Origin of the sequence: Curtobacterium sp. VKM Ac-2884, from assembly GCF_015350945.1 — a bacterium.
Lineage (GTDB): Bacteria > Actinomycetota > Actinomycetes > Actinomycetales > Microbacteriaceae > Curtobacterium.
This window is the reverse complement of the sequence record NZ_JADKSA010000001.1, coordinates 252,460-269,480: the sequence shown is the minus strand read 5'-3', so window position 1 is coordinate 269,480 and position 17,021 is coordinate 252,460. Positions and strand designations below refer to the sequence as shown.

The following is a 17,021-nucleotide window of genomic DNA, read 5'->3' as shown; positions in this document are numbered from 1 at the left end:
CGCGACCGGACGGCCCCACGGTCGCCGCGCGGGACGCACCACCGGGAGCACCCCACCCGAACGAACTGGAGACGATCAGTGCCCACCCTCCGAATCGCCATCGTCGGCGCCGGACCCGCCGGCATCTACGCCGCGGACATCCTGCTGCGCGAGGCCCACGGACACGACGTGTCGATCGACCTGTTCGAGCAGCTCCCCGCGCCGTACGGACTCGTCCGGTACGGCGTCGCCCCCGATCACCCGCGGATCAAGGGCATCGTCAACGCCCTGCGCGACGTGCTCGACCGCGGTGTCGTCCGGCTGTTCGGCAACGTCCGCTTCGGCCAGGACATCACCCTCGAGGACCTGAAGAAGCACTACAACGCGGTCGTCTTCTCGACGGGCGCGATCAAGGACGCCGACCTGGACGTCCCCGGCGTCGACCTCCGGGGCTCCTACGGTGCCGCCGACTTCGTCAGCTGGTTCGACGGCCACCCCGACGTTCCGCGCACCTGGCCGCTGACGGCGGAGAGCGTCGCGGTGATCGGCGTCGGCAACGTCGCGCTCGACGTCTCCCGCATCCTCGCGAAGCACGCTGACGACCTGCTGCCGACCGAGATCCCGGCGAACGTGTACGAGGGCCTCAAGGCGTCGCCCGTCACGGACGTCCACGTCTTCGGCCGCCGTGGTCCTGCCCAGGTCAAGTTCACGCCGCTCGAGCTCCGCGAGCTCGGCGAGGTCCGTGACGTCGACATGGTCGTCTACGACGAGGACTTCGACCACGACGAGGCGTCGAAGACCGCGATCGCGACGAACAAGCAGGTCATGGTCATCAACCGGGTGCTCGAGCAGTGGCGCACCCGCGAGACCGGCCAGGCGAGCCGGCGGCTGCACCTGCACTTCTACGCGAAGCCGACCGAGTTCGTCGGCGACGAGCAGGGCAACCTCTCCGCGATCCGGTACGAGCGCACCCGGCCGAACGGCGAGGGCGGTGTCGAGGGCACGGGCGAGATCCGTGAGATCCCGATCCAGGCGGCCTACCGTGCCGTCGGCTACTTCGGTTCGCCGCTGCCCGGGCTGCCGTTCGACGAGCGCCACGGCGTCATCCCGAACCACGAGGGCCAGGTCCTCGACGACGACAACCAGCAGATCCCGGGCGTCTACGCCACCGGCTGGATCAAGCGCGGCCCGGTCGGTCTCATCGGCCACACGAAGTCCGATGCCATGGAGACCGTGCAGCACATCGTCAACGACCAGGCGAGCTGGTGGACGCCGGAGGACCCCTCCGAGGGTGCGATCCCGGCGCTGCTCCGCGAGCGCGGTGTCGAGTACACCGACCTCGAGGGCTGGCACCACCTGGACACCCACGAGCTCGCGCTCGGTGCTGCCGAGGGCCGTGAGCGCATCAAGGTCGTGCCCCGCGACGAGATGATCGACGTGTCCCTCGGTCGCGTCGACGTGCCCACGAACTGACATCGATGACCGACACGCGCCCCGTCCCGCCCACCGCGGTGCGGGGCGCGTCCGCGTCCGGCGTGCGGCTGCAGGGCGTCGACGTCGCGCGGGCCGTCGCGCTGCTCGGCATGATGGCCGCACACATCGGCGGCATCGCGGACCAGCTCGACTGGTCCGATCCCTCGACGTGGTCCGCCGTGGCGCACGGGCGCCCGTCCACGCTGTTCGCCGTCCTCGCCGGCGTCTCGATCGGGCTGACGAGCGGTCGCACGACTCCGTCAGGACCCCCGACGATCGGGCGGGTCCGGGCGCGCCTGGCGGTCCGGGCCGCGGCGGTCGTCGCCATCGGCTTCGTGCTCATCGCGTTGGACACCCCCGTCTACGTCATCCTGCCGACGTACGGAGTGCTGTTCCTGCTGGTGATCCCGGTGCTCCGGGTCCGCCCGGCGTGGCTCCTCGTCATCGCGGGCGCCTGCGCCGTGCTGTCGCCGATCGTCGCCGTCGCGACCGCACCGGCCTACGCCGATGCGGGCATGGTCGGACAGCAGCTCGGCCTGGTCTACCCCGTGGTCACCTTCCTGGCGTACGTCCTGGTCGGTCTCGCCGTCGCCCGGTCCGGTCTGGAGGCGCGGGGCACGCAGGTCGTTCTCCTCGCGTCCGGCGCACTGGTCGCCGCCACCGCGTACGTCGTCGGCACGGTCATCGCGCCGCTTCCGTCCGGGGCCGCGTTCGCGTTCCCGGGGGTCCCGTACGCCGCCGAGGGCAGCACGCCGGCCGAGGCCTTCGCCCAGCTCTTCCTGTCACCGCGCGACCACTCGTCGACGACGGTCGACGTGATCGGCACCGCGGGGGTGGCGGTGGCGGTCATCGCGCTCAGCACCCTGCTGTTCGACGGGCGCGGGCGGCTCGTCGAGCGGATCGCGTTCCCGCTCGCCGCCGTCGGGTCGATGCCCCTGACGATCTACTCGGGACACCTCGTGGTGATCGCGATGCTGTCCGAGTACCCGGAGTCGGCCGAGGCGTGGGGTTGGTTCGCCCTCGGCTCGGTCGTGTTCGCGATGGTCTGGCGCCGGTTCCTCGGCCGGGGCCCGCTCGAGCGGGCCGTCGCGGCCCTGGCGTCCACCGTCCCGATGCGCTGAGCGCCCCTGCCGGGCCGAGCCGCGCCTCCCGGTCGTCCGCTACTGCAGCGCTGCCGTGAGCCGCGCGACGTTGTCGAGCACCTTGGACCGGCGCGGACGGTCCACCCACTCGTCGAGCGTCAGCTCGAAGCTGTGCTCCTTGTAGGCGTCCTGCACCTCGCGCAGGGCGTCGACGAAGCGGTGGCCTCGGACCATCACGGAGACCTCGAGGTTCAGGCTGAACGAGCGCATGTCCATGTTGCTCGACCCGATCACCGACACCTCGTCGTCGATGGTGAAGTGCTTGGCGTGCAGGATCGTCGGTGCCCGGTACAGCCAGATCCGCACGCCGGCGCGGAGGAGTCCCTCGTAGTACGAGCGCTGCGCGTGCCACGTCATGGCGTGGTCGCCCATCTCGCCGACGAAGAGCTCGACCTCGACGCCGCGCTGGGCGGTCGTCGTGATGGCGTAGAGCATCGAGTCGTCCGGCACGAAGTACGGCGAGGTGATCGACACCTTCTTCTGTGCCGAGTAGAGCAGTGCGTTGAACAGGCGCAGGTTGTTCTCGCCGTCGAACCCGGGCCCGGACGGCACCACCTGGCAGTCGAGGGCGTCGCCGCGGTCGGCCCGCTGGACGGGGTCGCTCTCGCGGAGCAGCAGTTCGTCAGTCTCGCTGTACCAGTCGGTGACGAACAGGGCGTTCAACCCCGCGACGACCGGTCCCTCGAACCGGGCGAACAGGTCCTTGTAGACCATGCCCTTCTCGATGTGCGACTTGATGTCGTACGAGGGGTCGATCAGGTTCTGCGACCCGGTGAACGCGACCGAGCCGTCGATGACCATGATCTTCCGGTGGTTGCGCAGGTCGGGGCGCTGGAACTTCCCCTGCAGCGGCAGCAGCGGGAGCATGAGGTGCCACTCGATGCCGGCGCGGTCCATGAACGCCAGCGTGTCCTTGTACCCGGGGTAACCGCGGCTGGCCCAGTGGTCGAGCAGGAACCGGACGGTGACGCCGCGGGCCTGTGCGCGGGCGAGCGCGTCGAAGAACGGTCGCGTGGTGTCGTCGAGCGTCGCGATGTAGAACTCGACGTGCACGAACCGGCGCGACTGGTCGATCGCCCGGGTCATCTCCGCGATCGACTCCTCGGAGTCGGGGTAGAGCTCCGCCGAGTTGCCACCGACCAGCGGCATCGCGCCGAGTTGGCGGTTCAACGTGGTGATGCTCTCGAGCCACAACGGCCACGGGTGGTCACGGCGCACGCGCTCGATGCCCTCGGTCTGTTCGAGGATGTACGCGTTGATCTCGGTCTGCTTCTCACGCCGCGCACGCGGCAGCTTCGTCGACCCGATGACCAGGAAGACGATGAAGCCGATGTAGGGGATGAGGAAGATCGCCAGCAACCAGGCGGTCGCCGTCTGCGGCTTCCGGTTGATCGGGACGTAGATGATCGAGAAGACGCGGATCGCCAGGTCCAGCAGGACGGCCAGGACGGTGATCGCGACGGTGAGCCAGTGCTCCACGGACGTCAGCGGAAGTTGATGTACTGCAACGGGACGTCGAACTCTTCACCCTTGAGGAGCTGGATCGTGTTCTGGAGGTCGTCGCGGCTCTTCGAGGAGACCCGCAGTTCGTCGCCCTGGATCTGGCTCTTCACGGTCTTCGGGGCGTTGGCCCGCAGGAACGCACCGATCTTCTTCGCGACGTCCTGCTCGATACCGTTCTTGAACTTCACCTCGATGCGGTACTCCTTGCCCGAGGGGTAGGGGTCGCCGGCGTCGAGGCTCTTCAGGCTGATGTTGCGCTTGATCGCCTTGCTCTGCAGGACGTCGAGGACGGCCTTCGCGCGCTCTTCCGAGTTCGCCTTGATGAGGACGTCCTCGCCGCTGAAGGCGACCGACGCGTCCGCGCCCTTGAAGTCGTACCGCTGCTCGATCTCCTTGGCCGCCTGGTTGAGGGCGTTCTCCGCCTCCATCTTGTCGACCTTGCTGACCACGTCGAAGGAACTGTCTGCCATGCCGGACAGCCTAACGGCGGACTGGAGGCACGGTTCCGGTCGCGCGGATCGGCTCGCGGTGGTCACGACCACCGTTCCGGATCCGCTATGCTTTTGTGCGCGCCTTCGGTTGGTGATCACACCGGCTGGGTGCGCATGGCAAGTTACCCAAGCGGCCAAAGGGATCTGACTGTAAATCAGCCGGCGTAGCCTTCGGGGGTTCGAATCCCTCACTTGCCACCATCGCGAAGCCCCGTCCGACCCGGACGGGGCTTTCGTCGTCCCTGGCAGGATCGGTGCATGGCATCCGACTGCACACCGTCCCAGTTCGCCGACCTCGCCGAGACGATCGCGCGCGAGGCGGCCACGCTCGCCGCACGACGACGGGCCGAGGGGGTCGAGGTCGCCGACCGGAAGTCGAGCATCGTCGACGTGGTCACGGCGGCGGACCGCGAGGTCGAGGCGCTCGTCCGCGCCCGGATCGCCGAGGCCCGGCCGGACGACGCGTTCCACGGCGAGGAGTCCGGCTCGGCGTCGGGGGAGTCCGGCATCACCTGGGTCGTCGACCCGATCGACGGCACGGTGAACTACCTGTACGGCAGCGCCGAGTACGGCGTGAGCATCGGCGTCGTGCGGGGCTCCGCCGACCCGACGACGTGGGAGCCGATCGCCGGTGTCGTCGTCGCCCCCGCGACCGGGGTGGTGTTCCGTGCCGCCGCCGGACAGGGCGCCACCCGTGACGGCGTCCCCCTGTCCGTCAGTGCCCCGGCCTCGCTCGCCGAGACACTCGTGGCGACGGGCTTCGGGTACACGGCGGACCGTCGCCGCGAGCAGGTGTCCGTGCTCGCCGGGCTGATCGGCGAGGTGCGCGACATCCGACGCGGGGGAGCGGCTTCGCTCGACTGCTGCGCGGTCGGTGCCGGGGTCGTCGACGCCTACTACGAGCGCGGGATCAACCCGTGGGACATGGCCGGCGGCTCCGTCGTCGCGCGCGAGGCCGGGGCGTCGGTCCGCATCTGGGAGGCCGGCGGCACCCGCTCCTTCCTGTTCGCGAGCCCCGCGGTGGCCGACGACCTCGAGGCGCTCCTGCGCGGACTGGAAGCGGAGGCGCTCGGCGTCTGACGTCCGTCGGTCCCTCGCTCTGGGGGTGCCCGGTGGACATGACCACGACTGGCGACGTGCGACGACGTTTGCTACCGTGCTCAGGTCCCGTTATCTGCTCGTTACCAACGAGCGCACCCCTTCCCCGATCAGGATCGCCACCGCACGCATGCCCCACTCCCCACTGACGTCCGTCCCCACCGGTCCCGTCGACGCCGCCACCCCGGTCGTCCACCTGACCCGACGAGCACGGATCGAGGCGGAGCGAGCGGCTGCGAAGGGTGCTCCCGTCACGCAGGACCACGCGCAGGACGTCGCACGCGACCGTGCCGCGGGTCCGTCGTTCGACGAGGTCGTCGGGCTGACCACGCCGTCGTCGGCTGCCGCTCCCGTGTCGCCGATCGACCTCGCACCGGTGTCGCCCGCGCTGCCCGAGTCGGCGGTCCGCCCGGCCTCGCGCATCACGACGCCGCCGGCTCCCACGTCGCCGGACGTCCGCGCCACCGCACCGCGCACCGCGCCCGCCGCGGCCTCGGAGCCCGGTGCACCGCAGCCCCGTCGTGTCATCGGCCAGGTCCCGGCGTCCCGTCGGCGGACCGGGCGTGCCGCACCCGCTGTGCAGGTCGACCGCGCCACCCGGCACATCGCGGCCGGCCGCACCGCCGCCGTGCCCGCCGCTGCTCCCGCTGCCCGGAAGCAGGGTGCCTCGTTCCGCCGAGCGGCCTCGCGTGTCACGGCCGTCGGTGCGCTCCTCTTCGTCGCCGGCCTCGTCGTCTCGACGTCGCTGCCCGCCCAGGCGCTCTACGTGCCGGAGACCGGTTCGACCGCGGTCCGGTCGACGGCGAGCGGTGCGACCCAGTCAATGAGCGTCAGTGCCGCAGCCGACGGGTCGACGACCCGCGACCAGTACACGGTGTCGGACGCCACGCAGTACAAGAACGTCGACTCGTCGAGCTTCACCAACGACCCGACCGGCACGATCCAGTGGCCGTTCCTCACCGGCGTCCCGATCACCTCGGGCTTCGGCGGTCGTCAGGTCGCGGGCTGCTCGTTCTGCTCGACGAACCACATGGGCGTCGACTTCGCTCCCGGCGAGGGCACCCCGATCCGGGTCATCGCCGCCGGCACCGTCATCAAGGTCCAGGCGAACGACGGCGGCTTCGGCAACGACGTCTGGGTGGAGCACGACGTCGACGGCAAGCAGTTCGTCAGCGTCTACGGCCACATGGAGGACAACTCCTTCAAGGTGGTCACCGGTCAGCAGATCGAGGTCGGCGACGAGCTCGGCCTCGTGGGCAGCACGGGCAACTCCACGGGCCCGCACCTGCACCTCGAAGTGCACGTCGACGGGGTCCCCGTGGACCCGCTGGCGTGGCTCCAGACCAACGCGAACTAGCGGTCCTGGGCGCGGCACGCCCGGGCGTCTCGTCCGGTTCCGGAGCAGCGTCGGGGTTCTGCTATCCTCGTGTGGTGCCGTTCGCGGCACATCGCCCCGATAGCTCAGTGGTAGAGCACCTCCATGGTAAGGAGGGGGTCGTCAGTTCAATCCTGACTCGGGGCTCCGACCCGGTGCGCGTGTCGCTCCGGATCTCTGGCGGGGTAGCTCAGTTGGTTAGAGCACACGACTCATAATCGTGGGGTCGCGGGTTCAAGTCCCGCCCTCGCTACAGCAAGCCCGGCGATCTGTTCGCCGGGCTTTCGTCGTTCCCGGGCTGTTCTGTGCAGTCACGAGACGCCGCCGTCAGGAGACGCGGCCGTCACGAGACGCCGTCGTCCCGGTGAGACGCCTCGACCGTCGCGGCACGCCTCCAGACCCGGCGGCGTCTCGCTTGGTCGGGGGTGTGCCGTGGACACGACGGCGTCTCGGCCAGGAGGCACGTGGCGGACGCGCACCGGGCCTCCCGTCCGCCCTGGGGTCGGTCCTACGGCGCGGAGTGCGACCCGGTGTCGGTCCGCGTCTGCAACACGCCGGCTGCGCGCAGCGCGCGCTCGATCGCCGCGTTCACCTCGTGCCACGCGGCCCGTCGCCGGCTCGCGCCGATGCTGCCGCCGGAGACGGCCGTGCCGTGTCCGCTGTGCCGCAGTGTGATCGTGGTGGAGGCCCCGGCGACGGTCGTCGACAACTCGTAGCGGCGGAACTCGCGGGAGGGGTGCACGAGCGCGCCGAGCAGGATCGTCAGCAGTCGGTTGCCGGTCGTCGCGGTGAGGGTCCCACCGGTCGACTCGACGTGGTGTCCCGCCGTGCGGAGCGCCGCGCCGGCGACCTCCATCGCGGTGCACCGGTCGCCCGTGTGCACGGCGAACTCGGTCCTGGTGTCCATCGTTGCTCCCCCGTCCCCTGATCCGGTGTCGCGACCGGACCGCCGATTCCCCCGAACCGGCGCAGCAAGCCTAGCCGATGCATCCTCAGCATCGACAGGCCCCCGGACGGGCGTCGGTAGACTGCCGACGTGTCAGTGAACCCCGAGCTCGTCGGCAGGACGTTCCCGCCGGCCCTGCCCTACCTGGTCGGTCGCGAGAAGGTGCGCGAGTTCTCGCGCGCGGTGTTCGCGACCAACCCCGTCCACGACGAACCCGACGCGGCCCGCGCCGCCGGGTACGCCGACGTCGTCGCCCCGCCGACCTTCGCGGTCGTCGTGCAGGAAGCCACGCTCGCGCAGCTCCTCGCCGAGCCGGACGCCGGCATCGACTTCTCCCGTGTCGTCCACGGCGAGCAGTCCTTCACCTACGACCGGCCCATCGTGGCCGGCGACGAACTCACCGCGACCCTGACCGTGACGAGCGTCAAGACGCTCGGCGGCAATGCGATGGTCACGGCCCAGAGCACCATGAACGACGCCGCGGGGGAGCACGTCGTCACGGCGACGTCGACCCTCGTGGTCCGAGGAGACGACGCATGACCGCCGCACCCGCCACCGCGATCGAGGTCGGCACGGTGGTCACCGAGCGCGAGGTGCACGTCACCCGCGACTCGCTCGTCCGCTACGCCGGCGCCTCCGGTGACTTCAACCCGATCCACTACCGCGACGACGTCGCGGCCTCGGTCGGTCTGCCCGGCGTGCTCGCGCACGGCATGCTCACGATGGGCCTCGCCGTGCAGCCGGTCTCCGAGTGGCTCGGCGACAGCGGCTGGGTCGCTGGCTACGGCGTCCGCTTCACCCGCCCCGTCGTCGTGGACCCGGAGCAGGGCGCGACCGTCGGCATCGTCGCCAAGGTCGGCACCGTCGACGACGACGGCCGACCGAAGCGCATCGACCTCACCGTGACCGCCGGCGGGCAGACCGTGCTCGGCAAGGCGCAGGTCACGGTGGCGTTCCGCTGACCGTGCACGAGCCGGTGCTCGCCGACCTCACGACGCTCGGCGTCGGTGGGGCGGCCGCCCGGCTGCTCACGGCCACGACGACCGACGAGCTCGTCGCCCACACGCGCTCCGCGTGGGACGACCACGAGTGGCTGGTCCTCGGCGGCGGCAGCAACGTGCTGGTCGCCGACTCCGGCTTCGACGGCACCGTCGTCCTGGTCCGCACGTCGGGGGTGGACGCCGACGCGGACGCCGACGGCGTCACCGTCCGCGTCGCCGCCGGCGAACCCTGGGACGCGTTCGTCGCCACCACCGTCGCGAACGGTTGGACCGGCCTGGAGGCCCTCAGCGGCATCCCGGGCACCGTCGGCGCCGCCCCCGTGCAGAACATCGGCGCCTACGGGGTCGAGCTCTCCGACGTGCTCACCCGGGTCGAGTTCCTCGATGCGGCCACGGGGGAGCGCACGTGGGTGCCCGCGGCCGAGCTGGCGCTCGGCTACCGTACGTCGACCCTCAAGCACGGACGCCGCGGTGTCGTGCTGACGGTCGAGTTCCGGCTCGGCACGGCGGGGGAGCACGGCGTGCCGGTGCGGTACGCCCAGCTCGCCGGTTCGCTCGGGGTCGACCTCGGTGCCCTCGTGGAACCCACGACGGTCCGCGACGAGGTCCTGCGTCTGCGCGCCTCGAAGGGCATGGTGCTCGACGCCGACGACCGGGACACCTGGAGTGCCGGGTCGTTCTTCACGAACCCGATCGTGTCCGCGGCCTTCGCCGAGACCCTCCCCGCCGACGCGCCACGGTGGCCGGCCGGCGGCGACGTCAAGCTCAGCGCCGCCTGGCTCATCGAGCACGCGGGGGTGCACCGTGGCTACGCCGTGCCGGGGTCGCGCGCGGCGATCTCGTCGAAGCACACCCTGGCCCTGACCAACCGTGGCGGCGCGACGGCGGCCCAGGTGGCCGAGCTCGCACGGTACGTGCAGGTCACGGTCCTGAACCGCTTCGGGGTGTCGCTCGTGCCGGAGCCCGTCGTGGTGGGGGACCTGCTCGACTGAACGCACGGGCGCGGGCACGGGCACGACCCGGCCACGGGCCTCCCGGAACGCAGAACGGGCCACCTCGGCGAGGCGGCCCGTTCTGCGTTCGGCGGGGACTACGCGAAGAACTCCGCCAGGCGGGCCACACCCTCGGCGATGTCGTCGTCGCCGAGCGCGTACGACAGGCGCAGGTAGCCGGACGGACCGAACGCCTCGCCGGGGACGACCGCGACCTCGGCGTGCTCGAGGATCAGGTCGGCCAGCTCGAGGGTCGTCGTCGGGGTCGAGCCCGCCCACTCGCGACCGAGCAGTGCGGTGACGTCGGGGTAGACGTAGAAGGCGCCCTGCGGGGTCGGCGTGACGAAGCCCGGGATCGCGTTGAGCCCGGCGACGATGGCCTGGCGACGGCGGTCGAAGGCCTCGCGCATGGCCGCCACCGGCTCCTGCGGCCCGGTGAGGGCGGCGATGGCGGCCCGCTGGGACACGTTCGACACGTTCGACGACAGGTGCGACTGCAGGTTCGACGCGGCCTTGACCGCGTCGGCCGGGCCGATGAACCAGCCCACGCGCCAGCCGGTCATCGCGTAGGTCTTCGCGACGCCGTTGACCAGGATGGTGGTGTCGGCGAGGGCCGGCACGGCGTCGAGGATGCCGGTGAAGCGGAGTCCGTCGTACACGAGGTCCTGGTAGATCTCGTCGCTGATCACCCAGATGCCGTTCTCGAGTGCCCACTCGCCGATGGCCGTGGTCTGCTCGGCGGTGTACACGGCGCCGGTCGGGTTCGACGGCGAGCAGAACAGCAGCGCCTTCGTCTTCGGGGTGCGCGCGGCCTCGAGCTGCTCGACGGTGACGAGGTAGCCCTGGTCGCTGCCGGCGAAGACCTCGACCGGCTCGCCACCGGCCAGGCGGATGGCCTCGGGGTAGGTGGTCCAGTACGGGGCGGGGAGCAGGACCTCGTCGCCGGCGTCGACGATCGTCTGGAACGCCTGGTAGACGGCCTGCTTGCCGCCGTTGGTGACGATCACCCGCGACGGGTCGACGGTGATGCCGGACTCGCGTGCGGTCTTCTCGGCGATGGCCTGCTTCAGCTCCGGCAGCCCGGTCGCCGGCGTGTACCGGTGGTTCTTCGGGTCCTGTGCGGCCTCGACCGCGGCGGCGACCACGTGGTCGGGCGTGGCGAAGTCGGGCTCGCCCGCGGCGAAGGAGATGACGGGGCGGCCCGCGGCCTTCAGGGCCTTGGCCTTCGCGTCGACCTTGAGCGTCGCGGACTCGGCGATCGCCGCGATGCGGGACGCGATCCGCGGCCGATCGGTCGGCGCGGCGGCGGGGGTTGCGGTGGACTCGGGGCCGGGGGCTGCGGTGCTCACGGGTGCCAGCCTATCGGCGCGGCACGCCGTGGAGGGGGCCAAGTGGACACCGTGTGACGGACTCCCGTACACTCGACCACCGGAACACGATCGGTGACGGACGTGCTCTGAAGGGCGGTGGCTCAATTGGTAGAGCAGCGGTCTCCAAAACCGCAGGTTGCAGGTTCGAGTCCTGTCCGCCCTGCAACTCTGGAAGGGTAGAAGTTGGCGAGCAAAGACATGGAGACGACGGCGGACGACGTCGTCGCCAAGGCGAAGCAGGACCGGGCCGAGCGCCGGGGTCCGATCGCTGCCATCGTGCTCTTCATCCGTCAGGTGATCGGCGAACTTCGCAAGGTCGTGACGCCGACCCGCAAGGAGCTCTTCAGCTACACGCTGGTCGTGCTCGTCTTCGTCGTCGTGATGATGATCCTGGTGTCGATCCTCGACTTCGTGTTCGGTCTCGGCGTCGGGTACGTCTTCGGCAACGGGCCCACGGCCTGACCCGGACGTCGACTGCCGAGTGCGTCAGTCCACTGGAGTACGGTCGCCCGAGACGGTGCCGATCGTGACCAGGACCGTCCGCCATCCCGACCCGCACCACCGAACGGAAAGAATCGACTGTGTCTGACTACTCCCGCGACGACATCGACCTCGCGACGGCTGCCGAGCAGTCCTCCGAGGTCGAGGAGAACCAGGAAGGCGACGTCGAGACCGGCGAGGAGCGCTCCGCCGAGTCCGCCGAGGAGCGCGCGATCTCCGTCGAGTCCGAGGACGACGAGTCCCTCGGCATCGACGAGGAGCTGACGGCACTGCAGGAGTCCAAGGACCCCGAGGCCGACGCCGTCGTCGAGGACGCCCTCGAGATCGACTCCGCCGACGAGGCCGAGGCCGCCGTCGAGGCGGTCGAGGACGAGGAAGAGATCGAGCTCGAGTCCGAGACCGCCGAAGAGGCGAACGAGACCCTCGCCGCCGACGAGGCGATCGACGCCGAGGACGACGACGCCGAAGAGGCCGAGGTCGACCCGTACGAGGCCTTCAAGGTCGAGCTGCGGATGAAGCCGGGCAAGTGGTACGTCATCCACTCCTACGCGGGCTTCGAGCGCCGCGTGAAGTCGAACATCGAGAACCGCATGGTGTCGATGTCGATGGAGGAGTCGATCTACCAGGTCGAGGTCCCGATGGAGGACGTCGTCGAGATCAAGAACGGGCAGCGCAAGCTGGTCACCCGCGTCCGGATCCCCTCGTACGTGCTCGTCCGCATGGACCTCAACGAGGACTCGTGGTCCGTCGTCCGGCACACCCCCGGTGTCACCGGCTTCGTCGGCAACGCCCACAACCCGACGCCGCTCCGTTTCGACGAGGCGTTCGGCATGCTGAAGTCCCTCGTGCAGGTCGCCGAGGCTGCCCCGACCAAGGGTGGCTCGAAGTCCGGCGGTTCCCTGCAGGCGCAGCCCGCTGCCGAGGTCGACTTCGAGGTCGGCGAGACGATCACCATCAAGGAAGGCTCGTTCGCGGGCCTGCCGGGTTCGATCTCCGAGATCAAGCCGGAGAGCGGCAAGCTCACCGTCCTCGTCTCGCTGTTCGAGCGCGAGACCCCGGTCGAGCTCAGCTTCGACCAGGTCACGAAGCTCTAGTCCAGGTCTCCCCGTTCGGGTAGACTCATCGAGTTTGGGCCCGCACGCCTCGTGCGTGTGGGCCTTCACCGCGGTCCGGAACGGCCGGACCAGCGGGAGAGTGCACGGATCCCCGTGCGTTCGATTCCAGGAGGAAGACAAGTCATGGCACCGAAGAAGAAGGTCACGGGCCTGATCAAGCTGCAGATCAACGCGGGAGCCGCCAACCCGGCCCCGCCGATCGGTCCGGCACTCGGTCAGCACGGCGTCAACATCATGGAGTTCTGCAAGGCGTACAACGCGGCGACCGAGTCGCAGCGTGGCAACGTCGTGCCGGTCGAGATCACCGTCTACGAGGACCGTTCGTTCACGTTCGTCCTCAAGACCCCGCCGGCCGCTGAGCTCATCAAGAAGGCTGCTGGTGTGCAGAAGGGGTCCGCGACCCCGCACACGGTCAAGGTCGCGAAGATCTCGATGGACCAGGTCCGTCAGATCGCCGAGACCAAGCAGGCCGACCTGAACGCCAACGACATCGAGCAGGCCGCGAAGATCATCGCCGGCACCGCACGCTCGATGGGCATCACGGTCGAGGCCTAAGCACCGATCGGGCTCCGGCCCACACCCAGACACCTTTCCGTGGGAGAGCCGCGCCGGCTCGTCAACCACGTATCTCGCAAGGAGACCACCATGGCGAAGAAGTCCAAGGCCTACGAAGCCGCGGCCGCGAAGATCGAGGCCGACAAGTTCTACACCCCGACCGAGGCAGTCGCCCTGGCCAAGGAGACCGGTTCTGCGAAGACCGACTCCACGGTCGAGGTCGCACTGAAGCTCGGCGTCGACCCGCGCAAGGCGGACCAGATGGTCCGCGGCACGGTCATCCTGCCGCACGGCACGGGCAAGACCGCCCGCGTCATCGTGTTCGCGACGGGTGCAGCGGCCGAGGCCGCGATCGCAGCCGGCGCCGACGAGGTCGGTGGCGACGAGCTCATCGCGAAGGTCGCCGAGGGCTACACGTCCTTCGACTCCGCCGTCGCGACGCCCGAGCTCATGGGCAAGGTCGGTCGTCTCGGCAAGGTGCTCGGCCCGCGTGGCCTCATGCCGAACCCGAAGACCGGCACCGTGACCCCGAACGTGGCGCAGGCCGTCAACGACATCAAGGGTGGCAAGATCGAGTTCCGCGTCGACAAGCACGCCAACGTGCACTTCGTCGTCGGCAAGGCCTCGTTCACGCCGGAGCAGCTCGACGAGAACATCTCGACCGCGCTCGAGGAGATCAACCGCCTCAAGCCGAGCTCCTCGAAGGGCCGTTACGTCATGAAGGGCGCCGTCTCGACGACCTTCGGTCCCGGCATCCCGCTGGACGTCAACAGCATCTGATCTCCTGATCAGTCTCGAAGAGGCCCGCACCGGTTCCGGTGCGGGCCTCTTCGCATGTCGGGGCGCGCGTCCCGGTAGCGTGGTCCCGTGCGCACCCTCGTGAACTCGCTCCGGCTCATCGCCGTCATCGCCGTCGTGGTCGCGATCGTCGCCCAGTGGCTCGTCAGCTCCAAGACGGACGTCTACAACCCGTGGAACTTCTTCGGCTACTTCACGATCCAGTCGAACGTCATCATCGCCGTGGCCCTGGCGGTGACCCTCGTCGCCTCGGCCCGCCGCAAGCGTGGGGATCTGCGGGTGAGCCTGCTCCGGGGTGCCGGCACGGTCTACATCGCGACGACCGGGATCGTCTACAACACCCTGCTGACGAACGTCGACGTGTCGGCGAGCGTGCAGTGGTCGAACGACGTGCTGCACAAGGTCATCCCCGCGTACGCGGTGCTCGACTGGCTGCTGTTCTCGGACCGGTCGAAGCTGCTCCTCCGCCACGTCTGGTGGTTCCTGATCTACCCCGCGGTGTGGACGATCGTCATCCTGATCCGGGGTGCGACCGACGGCTGGGTGCCGTACCCGTTCCTCGACCCGGCGCAGGGGTACGGCGTCGTGGCGATCTACTGCGTCGGCGTGGGCGTCTCGATCGGGTTGCTCGGCGTCCTGGTCGTGGGGATGAGCCGGCTGCGACTGGTCAAGGTCTGAGCTGACGGGCTACGAGCGGAAGTCGCGCAGCTTGTCGAGCACCAGGTCGGCGAGCTGCACGAGTCCGCGGATCTGGTCGTCGTCACGATCGACCCAGCGGCACTCGGGCTCGTCGGCGACGGGGACGAAGCCGTCGTGGCGCTCCCAGACGAACAGGGTGCGATCGGCGCCGAGCACGTACTGCTGCCACCAGATCTGCCGCAGGTAGTGCCGGGGGATGCTCCGCCAGCCCTTCGCGGTGGTCTTGATCTCGGCGAGCACCACGCGTGAGCCCTGGACACCGACACCGTCCGGGGTGGCGAGGTGCGCCCGGTTCGCGGCGGCGTGGAACAGGTGCGCCGAGGGCTGGATGCCGTGCGTGGCCGCGACCCAGGCGGCGATGTGGGGCTCGCGGTCCTTGCCGTGCTCGGTGAACGCGTTGCCGGAGAACCGTGAGCCGTAGCGCTTCTCGGTGACGACGGCCTCGACCGCGTGCAGCGAGGCGAGCCGGGCGACGTCGGTCGCGGTGATGCCCGCGGCGCGGGCGCGGAGCCAGGCGAAGCGGTCCGAGGAGTGCGCGACGATCCGCTCGGTGTGGCCGCGCAGGGCGGTGAACGCATCGCGCCCGGGGACCGCAGCTGGCGTGGCGGAGGCAGACAGCTCCTCCAGTCCGGGGTCCAGGTCGCCCCACAGGGTGGGCTGCACGATCGTCACCCGACGATTCTCCCCCCGACCACCGGCAAGACCGAATCCGACGCGCTCACGAGGCGCGGCGCACCCGTCAGGAGACCAGCTCGCGCCCTTCGGCGTAGGCGACCAGCTCGTCGACGCCGGCGGGGGAGAGCGCGTAGCCGATCGCGAGCGCCGCTGCTCCCTGCAGCGCGGCGAGCGACCCCGCACGCGACTGGGCGATGACGAGGTGCTCGGTGGCGAGCGGCATCGACCGCGAGTAGACGACCTCGCGGACGCCGGCGAGCAGGTGCTCCCCGGCCTGCGTGATCGAGCCGCCCAGGACGATCACCGACGGGTTCATGAGCGAGACGCACGTGGCGAGCACCTCGCCGATGTCGCGGCCCGCCTGTCGGACGGCGTAGATCGCGTCGAGGTCGGAGCGGTTCACCAGGTCCAGCACGTCGGCGCCGGTGTGGGCGTCGTGCCCCTTCGCGCGCAGGGCACGGGCGATCGCCGGACCGGACGCCACCGCCTCGAGGCACCCGGTGTTGCCGCAGTGGCAGGGGACGTCGCCGGCGCGGGACACCCGCACGTGGCCGATGTCACCGGCGGTGCCCTGGGCGCCGCGTTGCAGTTCGCCGTCCGACACGATGCCGGACCCGATGCCGGTGGCGACCTTGACGAACAACAGGTGGTCGACGTCGGGCCAGCCGTGCTCCCGTTCGCCGAGGGCCGCGATGTTCACGTCGTTGTCGAGCAGGACGTGCGCCGCGATGTGCTGGCGGAGCCACGACGGCACGTCGAAGCCGTCCCACCCGGGCATGATCGGGGGGTTCGCCGGGCGTCCGGTCGAGAACTCCACCGGACCGGGCACGCCGATGCCGATGGCGATGACGTCCTGTCGGGCGCGGCCGACCTCGTCGAGCAGCTCGTCGATGGTGGCGACGAGCCACGACAGGGTCTCCACCGGGCCGGCGGCGATGTCGATGCGTGCTTCACGGGTGGCGAGCGGGGCGGCGACCAGGTCGGTGACGGCGACACGGCCGTGCGAGGCGCCGAGATCGGCGGCGATCACGAGCCGGGCGCGGGGCTTCAGCGCCACCTGAGCCGGCGGCCGTCCTCCGGTGGAGACGGCGGTGTCGACGGGGCCGACGAGACCGACCTCGATGAGGGAATCCAGGCGCACGCCGATTGTGGAGCGTGCGAGTCCTGTCAGTGCGGCGAGCTCGGCCCGGGTCCGCGGCACGCCGTCGCGGAGGATCTGGAAGAGCTCGCTCGTCCCGACCGGAGGCGACGCTGCCGTCCGAGTCAAGTCGACCATGGGGGGAGTGAAGCACACATCGAACGCGCCAC

18 protein-coding genes and 4 tRNA genes are annotated in these 17,021 nt (G+C 70.3%); 16 read left to right on the top strand and 6 right to left on the bottom strand.

The annotated features are described in order from the left end of the window. Window positions 1-78 precede the first annotated feature (78 nt). Window positions 79-1,452, top strand: a complete 1,374-nt coding sequence (locus tag ITJ60_RS01190) for an FAD-dependent oxidoreductase (protein WP_194646405.1) — start codon at window positions 79-81, stop codon at window positions 1,450-1,452. Between the two features lie 5 nt (window positions 1,453-1,457). Further along, window positions 1,458-2,573, top strand: a complete 1,116-nt coding sequence (locus ITJ60_RS01185) for a heparan-alpha-glucosaminide N-acetyltransferase domain-containing protein (RefSeq protein WP_194646404.1) — start codon at window positions 1,458-1,460, stop codon at window positions 2,571-2,573. A 39-nt stretch (window positions 2,574-2,612) separates the two neighbouring features. Here ITJ60_RS01185 and cls read toward each other — a convergent pair whose 3' ends face one another. Together cls and ITJ60_RS01175 are read right to left on the bottom strand one after the other, a co-directional pair. After that, window positions 2,613-4,073, bottom strand: a complete 1,461-nt coding sequence (cls, locus tag ITJ60_RS01180; RefSeq protein ID WP_194646403.1) for a cardiolipin synthase — start codon at window positions 4,071-4,073, stop codon at window positions 2,613-2,615. Between the two features lie 5 nt (window positions 4,074-4,078). Continuing rightward, window positions 4,079-4,567: a YajQ family cyclic di-GMP-binding protein gene (locus tag ITJ60_RS01175; RefSeq protein ID WP_111084269.1), complete on the bottom strand. Its 489-nt coding sequence runs from the start codon at window positions 4,565-4,567 to the stop codon at window positions 4,079-4,081. 137 nt (window positions 4,568-4,704) lie between these two features. On the opposite strand from ITJ60_RS01175, the gene ITJ60_RS01170 reads away from it, so the two are divergent. The 5 genes from ITJ60_RS01170 to ITJ60_RS01150 all read left to right on the top strand — a co-directional run bounded on the left by ITJ60_RS01170 (window position 4,705) and on the right by ITJ60_RS01150 (window position 7,314). Beyond that, window positions 4,705-4,789: transfer RNA gene (locus ITJ60_RS01170), tRNA-Tyr, on the top strand. Between the two features lie 57 nt (window positions 4,790-4,846). Then, entirely contained in the window at window positions 4,847-5,668 is an 822-nt protein-coding gene (locus tag ITJ60_RS01165; protein ID WP_194646402.1) for an inositol monophosphatase family protein, read from the top strand. 148 nt (window positions 5,669-5,816) lie between these two features. After that, window positions 5,817-7,043: a peptidoglycan DD-metalloendopeptidase family protein gene (locus ITJ60_RS01160; RefSeq protein ID WP_194646401.1), complete on the top strand. Its 1,227-nt coding sequence runs from the start codon at window positions 5,817-5,819 to the stop codon at window positions 7,041-7,043. A 93-nt stretch (window positions 7,044-7,136) separates the two neighbouring features. Beyond that, a tRNA-Thr gene (locus ITJ60_RS01155) sits at window positions 7,137-7,208 on the top strand. A 32-nt stretch (window positions 7,209-7,240) separates the two neighbouring features. Beyond that, window positions 7,241-7,314 (top strand) — tRNA-Met (locus ITJ60_RS01150). Window positions 7,315-7,569: 255 nt separating this feature from the next. On the opposite strand, the gene ITJ60_RS01145 is transcribed toward ITJ60_RS01150, so the two are convergent. Beyond that, window positions 7,570-7,968: a hypothetical protein gene (locus ITJ60_RS01145; protein ID WP_194646400.1), complete on the bottom strand. Its 399-nt coding sequence runs from the start codon at window positions 7,966-7,968 to the stop codon at window positions 7,570-7,572. A gap of 129 nt (window positions 7,969-8,097) precedes the next feature. Between ITJ60_RS01145 and ITJ60_RS01140 the strand changes: the two genes are divergently transcribed. The 3 genes from ITJ60_RS01140 to ITJ60_RS01130 are packed head-to-tail and all read left to right on the top strand — an operon-like array spanning window position 8,098 to window position 10,000. Then, a complete protein-coding gene (locus ITJ60_RS01140) occupies window positions 8,098-8,547 on the top strand; it encodes an FAS1-like dehydratase domain-containing protein (protein ID WP_194646399.1) in 450 nt (149 codons plus the stop codon). Next, the gene (locus tag ITJ60_RS01135; protein WP_194646398.1) at window positions 8,544-8,969 is read left to right on the top strand and encodes a MaoC/PaaZ C-terminal domain-containing protein; all 426 of its coding nucleotides are present in this window, start codon (window positions 8,544-8,546) and stop codon (window positions 8,967-8,969) included. The genes ITJ60_RS01140 and ITJ60_RS01135 overlap by 4 nt, the downstream gene beginning before the upstream one ends. A 14-nt stretch (window positions 8,970-8,983) precedes the next feature. Further along, window positions 8,984-10,000: a UDP-N-acetylmuramate dehydrogenase gene (locus tag ITJ60_RS01130; RefSeq protein WP_323749072.1), complete on the top strand. Its 1,017-nt coding sequence runs from the start codon at window positions 8,984-8,986 to the stop codon at window positions 9,998-10,000. Window positions 10,001-10,098: 98 nt separating this feature from the next. On the opposite strand, the gene ITJ60_RS01125 is transcribed toward ITJ60_RS01130, so the two are convergent. After that, a complete protein-coding gene (locus ITJ60_RS01125; protein WP_194646396.1) occupies window positions 10,099-11,349 on the bottom strand; it encodes a pyridoxal phosphate-dependent aminotransferase in 1,251 nt (416 codons plus the stop codon). Window positions 11,350-11,460: 111 nt separating this feature from the next. Here ITJ60_RS01125 and ITJ60_RS01120 point away from each other — a divergent pair. The 6 genes from ITJ60_RS01120 (at window position 11,461) to ITJ60_RS01095 (ending at window position 15,017) form a co-directional block, all read left to right on the top strand. Beyond that, a tRNA-Trp gene (locus ITJ60_RS01120) sits at window positions 11,461-11,533 on the top strand. Window positions 11,534-11,568: 35 nt separating this feature from the next. Next, on the top strand, window positions 11,569-11,832 hold the full coding sequence (gene secE / locus ITJ60_RS01115) for a preprotein translocase subunit SecE (protein WP_228504884.1): 264 nt from the start codon (window positions 11,569-11,571) through the stop codon (window positions 11,830-11,832). Between the two features lie 119 nt (window positions 11,833-11,951). Next, window positions 11,952-12,965, top strand: a complete 1,014-nt coding sequence (nusG, locus tag ITJ60_RS01110) for a transcription termination/antitermination protein NusG (RefSeq protein ID WP_111084261.1) — start codon at window positions 11,952-11,954, stop codon at window positions 12,963-12,965. Window positions 12,966-13,109: 144 nt separating this feature from the next. Further along, window positions 13,110-13,541, top strand: a complete 432-nt coding sequence (gene rplK / locus ITJ60_RS01105; protein ID WP_022906459.1) for a 50S ribosomal protein L11 — start codon at window positions 13,110-13,112, stop codon at window positions 13,539-13,541. Window positions 13,542-13,631: 90 nt separating this feature from the next. Further along, window positions 13,632-14,321 (top strand): 50S ribosomal protein L1, encoded by a 690-nt coding sequence (gene rplA, locus ITJ60_RS01100; RefSeq protein WP_123292110.1) that lies wholly within the window; start codon window positions 13,632-13,634, stop codon window positions 14,319-14,321. An 87-nt stretch (window positions 14,322-14,408) separates the two neighbouring features. Beyond that, a complete protein-coding gene (locus ITJ60_RS01095; RefSeq protein WP_123938622.1) occupies window positions 14,409-15,017 on the top strand; it encodes a Pr6Pr family membrane protein in 609 nt (202 codons plus the stop codon). A gap of 9 nt (window positions 15,018-15,026) precedes the next feature. On the opposite strand, the gene ITJ60_RS01090 is transcribed toward ITJ60_RS01095, so the two are convergent. Both ITJ60_RS01090 and ITJ60_RS01085 read right to left on the bottom strand, forming a co-directional pair. Then, window positions 15,027-15,710, bottom strand: coding sequence for a YqaJ viral recombinase family protein (locus ITJ60_RS01090; RefSeq protein WP_123938623.1), 684 nt, complete (start codon window positions 15,708-15,710; stop codon window positions 15,027-15,029). 67 nt (window positions 15,711-15,777) lie between these two features. Then, window positions 15,778-16,989 (bottom strand): ROK family transcriptional regulator, encoded by a 1,212-nt coding sequence (locus ITJ60_RS01085; RefSeq protein WP_185002799.1) that lies wholly within the window; start codon window positions 16,987-16,989, stop codon window positions 15,778-15,780. Between the last annotated feature and the right edge of the window lie 32 nt (window positions 16,990-17,021).